General features: G+C 46.2%; 6 protein-coding genes. All 6 read left to right on the forward strand.

What is annotated here, in order from left to right; all coding sequences use genetic code 11:
* The first annotated feature begins 306 nt into the window (after nt 1-306).
* Nucleotides 307-1356, forward strand: coding sequence for a Fic family protein (locus tag ACQY6F_RS18340; RefSeq protein ID WP_428633478.1), 1050 nt, complete (start codon nt 307-309; stop codon nt 1354-1356).
* A 432-nt stretch (nt 1357-1788) separates the two neighbouring features.
* Nucleotides 1789-2391, forward strand: a complete 603-nt coding sequence (locus ACQY6F_RS18345) for a PEP-CTERM sorting domain-containing protein (RefSeq protein ID WP_428776508.1) — start codon at nt 1789-1791, stop codon at nt 2389-2391.
* A gap of 95 nt (nt 2392-2486) precedes the next feature.
* Nucleotides 2487-2849 (forward strand): hypothetical protein, encoded by a 363-nt coding sequence (locus ACQY6F_RS18350; protein ID WP_428776509.1) that lies wholly within the window; start codon nt 2487-2489, stop codon nt 2847-2849.
* The gene (locus ACQY6F_RS18355; RefSeq protein ID WP_428776511.1) at nt 2831-3136 is read left to right on the forward strand and encodes a Mu transposase domain-containing protein; all 306 of its coding nucleotides are present in this window, start codon (nt 2831-2833) and stop codon (nt 3134-3136) included. Before ACQY6F_RS18350 ends, ACQY6F_RS18355 begins: the two co-directional genes overlap by 19 nt.
* Before the next feature lie 48 nt (nt 3137-3184).
* A complete protein-coding gene (locus ACQY6F_RS18360; protein ID WP_428776513.1) occupies nt 3185-3445 on the forward strand; it encodes a hypothetical protein in 261 nt (86 codons plus the stop codon).
* Between the two features lie 42 nt (nt 3446-3487).
* Nucleotides 3488-4024 (forward strand): ATP-binding protein (locus tag ACQY6F_RS18365; RefSeq protein ID WP_428776515.1); only part of this gene is annotated, 537 nt, incomplete at its 3' end.

Genomic DNA, 4024 nt, shown 5'->3' on the forward strand with positions numbered 1-4024 from the left:
GTGATTGAACAGATTCTCAAACATCTTAAGCAGAAAGCGGCCAATACTGATACCACCAACCCCCACACCCTGCCGCCAGAGCGGGCACCACCTTTGAGAAGTTGGCTCTCCCTTCATGGACTTCCCATCAATCAAATGGGCATGTCATAGCCCCTCTGGACACCCTCGACCAAACCTACGCGGATTGGGTAAGCGTAAACTGACCACAGTTTCACGGCTCTGGTCAAAAATAATGCTGGGCTATCGGATATTATCGGGTATAATCAGGTATGGATATCGGGTATCACGCCAGTCTATGAGGTGTAAATGAAAGAACCGCGCATTACCGTTGGACAGGATATTTTGCAGCTTATCGCTGAAATCGATGAGTTCAAAGGCCAATGGCAGGCATTGAAAACACTCTCCCCAGAGCGGCTGCAACAGTTGCGCAAAGTCGCCACTATTGAAAGCGTTGGCTCTTCTACCCGTATAGAAGGGGCCAAGCTTAGTGATGCGCAGGTGGAAACGCTGCTTTCAAATCTCAGCTCGACCTCCTTTAAAACCCGTGATGAGCAGGAGGTTGCCGGATATGCTGAGGCAATGGATTTGGTGTTTCAGGCTTATGAAGACCTTCATCTGACCGAGAACCATATCCGTCAACTACACCAGACTTTGCTTCGCCACAGCACTAAGGATGATCGTCATCGTGGTGCTTATAAGACGCTTCCCAATCATGTTGTGGCCAAGGATGCAAATGGCCGTGAAATCGGTGTGGTATTTGAAACCGCCACGCCCTTTGATACACCCGGAGAAATGGAAGCGTTGGTGAGATGGGCTGCCAAAGCCTTTGACGAGTCAGCTATGCACCCATTGTTAATCACAGCGGTTTTTAATGTGGTGTTCTTAGCTATCCACCCGTTCCAAGATGGCAATGGCAGGCTGTCGCGTATTCTAACGACCTTATTGCTATTACGCTCGGGCTATGAATATGTACCCTATGCGTCTTTGGAAAGCATCGTTGAAGAGAATAAAGACCTCTATTACAAGGCGCTCCGGCGTACTCAAACAACACTCAAAGACGACAAACCTGATTGGGAGCCGTGGTTGGGGTTCTTTTTGCGCTGCCTGAAAAAACAAAAAGCCAATCTTGCTGCTAAAGTAAAACAAGAAAAAGAGAGCAGTGACACCTCACTGCCGCTGCTTTCTGTTCAGGTGCTTAAGCTCTTGAGGCAACATGAACGTTTAACCATTGCGCAAATGGTCGATCTTACGGGCGCTAATCAAAACACACTGAAAGTCCGCTTGCGTGAACTGGTCAATGAGGGACGTATTAAGCGCCACGGCAAAGCACGTGCCACATGGTACAGTTTGTCTTGAGGGTGGATATGAAATATCAAATGAAATTTGCACTAGGAAATAATGACTTTACATTTCAACTGTTGTTTGAAAAGTTAAAGGTCTGGAATTCGCCCAAAGCTGTCATTGAGCTTTGACAGGAAATCAGTATGTCCCAGGATTCGATATTTAGAGGCTCCATGTTAATCTGTGAGAATGCGAGCCATTCAATTAGGTATCACTAATCTCCGAGAAATTGTCAGAATTTTTTACAGATCATAATTATCTGATACGAAATTAAACCACATATAATCGCAACCTGTTGAATTATAGTGATTTAGTTTTTTCAGTATGAAAAATGCATGTAATATTCAAGTTAACAAGCTCTACTGTTGAGATCTCAGCTTTCTATTTACACTTTAACCTCAATTTTTATGAATGTGGCTCAGGATATTTAGCGGGGAGATAACACTTATGATAAAGCTATTTATTGGATTGTTATTAAGCTTTGCAATTGCGTCAACCGCGAATGCTTTTATTATAACCTCCAAATCCGGAGATCTAATCGCTGAATTTGTCAGTAGTGAAGCAGCATCTGCCTACATAGAGTTTGGCATTGGAACGCCTTCCATCGACTCGGAATTTTCACATCGAAATGCACTGATTGTGCGGGATGGCGTAAATATTATTAGTGGCACTACTGTCAACGCAGGCTATGTAGCCGCGGGCACAAAGCTGGACTTCTATATGAAAACTATTTTTCATGCAGAATCATTCTGGTCTTTCACAACTAATTTATTGGCTGCTCCTACAGCGTCCGACCTCGTTTCCTTCAGTGATGCAGACAACTCGCTGGGGTTTGGTGGATCCATCGTCCAGCCTATCGGCAGGGATAACTGGATTTTTCATATGGACGACCCGGCGTCGATCTGTTGTGACGACGATGATGACGACTTAGTGGTTCGAATAAGAATCAATCCAAAAAATGATCATGTTCCCGTCCCAGAACCCGGCACCTTTCTGCTCTTGATGCTTGGATTGGCTGGAATAGGCATGATGAAGAAGCGAAATCTGTGACCCATCATTTTAAGAGACTGGAATATATCAAGGAGCTGAAGATTCCCGAACGGTCGATTTACGAGTAAAATTTTGATTTGGTGAACGTCCGCTTCGTGGAAAGACCTGCTGGTGTTAGCCAGTCAGCCATTAGCAGAGAGCTGGCTCGAAACAGTGGCGAGAGGGGGTATCGCCATAAGCAAGCTCAAGAAAAAGCTCAGCAACGGCGTAGAGAAGCCAATAAGCCAACAAAGATGACGCCAGCCATGATAAGCATTATTGAAGAAAAGCTGCGTTTAGACTGGAGCCCTGAGCAAGTTTCTGGATGGTTGTTAACCTCTCACCTATTGATCGTAAGCCATGAAACCATTTATCAGCAAGTCTGGGCGGATAAGAAAGCTGGTGGAGATCTCTATAAACATCTTCGTTGCCCGGTAGTCGTCTCAGCCAATTTGAGCTATTGGATAAACCCGCATTAAAACCACTGCCGAAAACACCTTACCAATATACTGAATTTAAACTGGCTCGCGTCAATATCGATTATCACGTCGAGTTTGAACAATGCTATTACTCTGTTCCCCACCACCTGGTAAAACATCAAATCGAAATTCAGGCAACAGGAGAAATCGTTGCTGCCTTTTTTGAAGGCAAACCCGTGGCCAAACATCCTCGTAGTCGCCGCCCTGGGGCTTTCTCCACCGACACCAATCATATGCCGCATGCCCATCGTGAGCATCATACCTGGACGCCGGAACGTTTAAAGTGATGGGCTAAACAGATCGGCGCCAACGTCTTCACGTTAGTCGAGGCCATGATGGCGAGAAGACAGCATCCCGAGCAGGCCTATCGCAGTTGTCTTGGACTATTGAACCTTTCTCGCCAATACGATCCACAACGTCTCGATCAGGCCTGTGCGCGGGCCCTTGCGATAGGTTCACCGAACTACCGTAGTGTCAAATCGATTTTGAAGCGCGCAATGGATCAGCTCGATTTACCACTTAACGATACGGACCAAGCCGATAATAGCCCTATTGCCCACCACGACAACATTCGTGGCCCACAATATTACCACTGATTTTTATTCATTCATTTTTTTACGTTAATAGGAACATTGATTATGTCATCACATCAATTGCTGCAACAACTTCGCCAACTTAAACTCACCGGGATCGCCGATGCGCTGGATACACAGATCAATCAGCCTAACACTTATGATGATCTTGGCTTTATCGAACGGTTGGAATTGTTAGTGGGCCAGGAGATGACCTACCGTGAAAATAAACGCCTACAGCGCTTGCTTCGGGGCGCCAAATTTAAACTCTCCGCTCGCCTTGAGGATATTGATTACGCTCACCCAAGAGGCCTGAAAAAAACTCAGATTGCTACTTTACAAACCGGTGAATGGATCGCTAAACATCACAACCTGGCGATGACAGGGCCAACCGGTTGCGGTAAAACTTATCTGGCCTGCGCGCTCGGTTACCAGGCCTGCCTCCAGGGCTACAGCGTACGCTATTTCCGCGCTTCGCGCCTGTTCGAAGCGCTTACTTTATCTCACGGCGATGGCAGCTATTTGAAGTTCATGGGACAGCTCGCCAAAGTTGATGTTTTATTAATTGACGATTGGGGGCTGGAGAAGCTTACCCAAAGTCAA

The sequence above is a fragment of the Vibrio sp. genome, assembly GCF_050299255.1.
In the GTDB taxonomy this organism is placed as follows: domain Bacteria; phylum Pseudomonadota; class Gammaproteobacteria; order Enterobacterales; family Vibrionaceae; genus Vibrio.

Excerpts from the sequence above, each read along its gene's own strand:
- ACQY6F_RS18345 (WP_428776508.1), top strand. The coding sequence starts at position 1,789 with ATGATAAAGCTATTTATTGGATTGTTATTAAGCTTTGCAATTGCGTCA.
- ACQY6F_RS18360 (WP_428776513.1), top strand. The coding sequence starts at position 3,185 with ATGGCGAGAAGACAGCATCCCGAGCAGGCCTATCGCAGTTGTCTTGGA.
- ACQY6F_RS18340 (WP_428633478.1), top strand. The coding sequence starts at position 307 with ATGAAAGAACCGCGCATTACCGTTGGACAGGATATTTTGCAGCTTATC.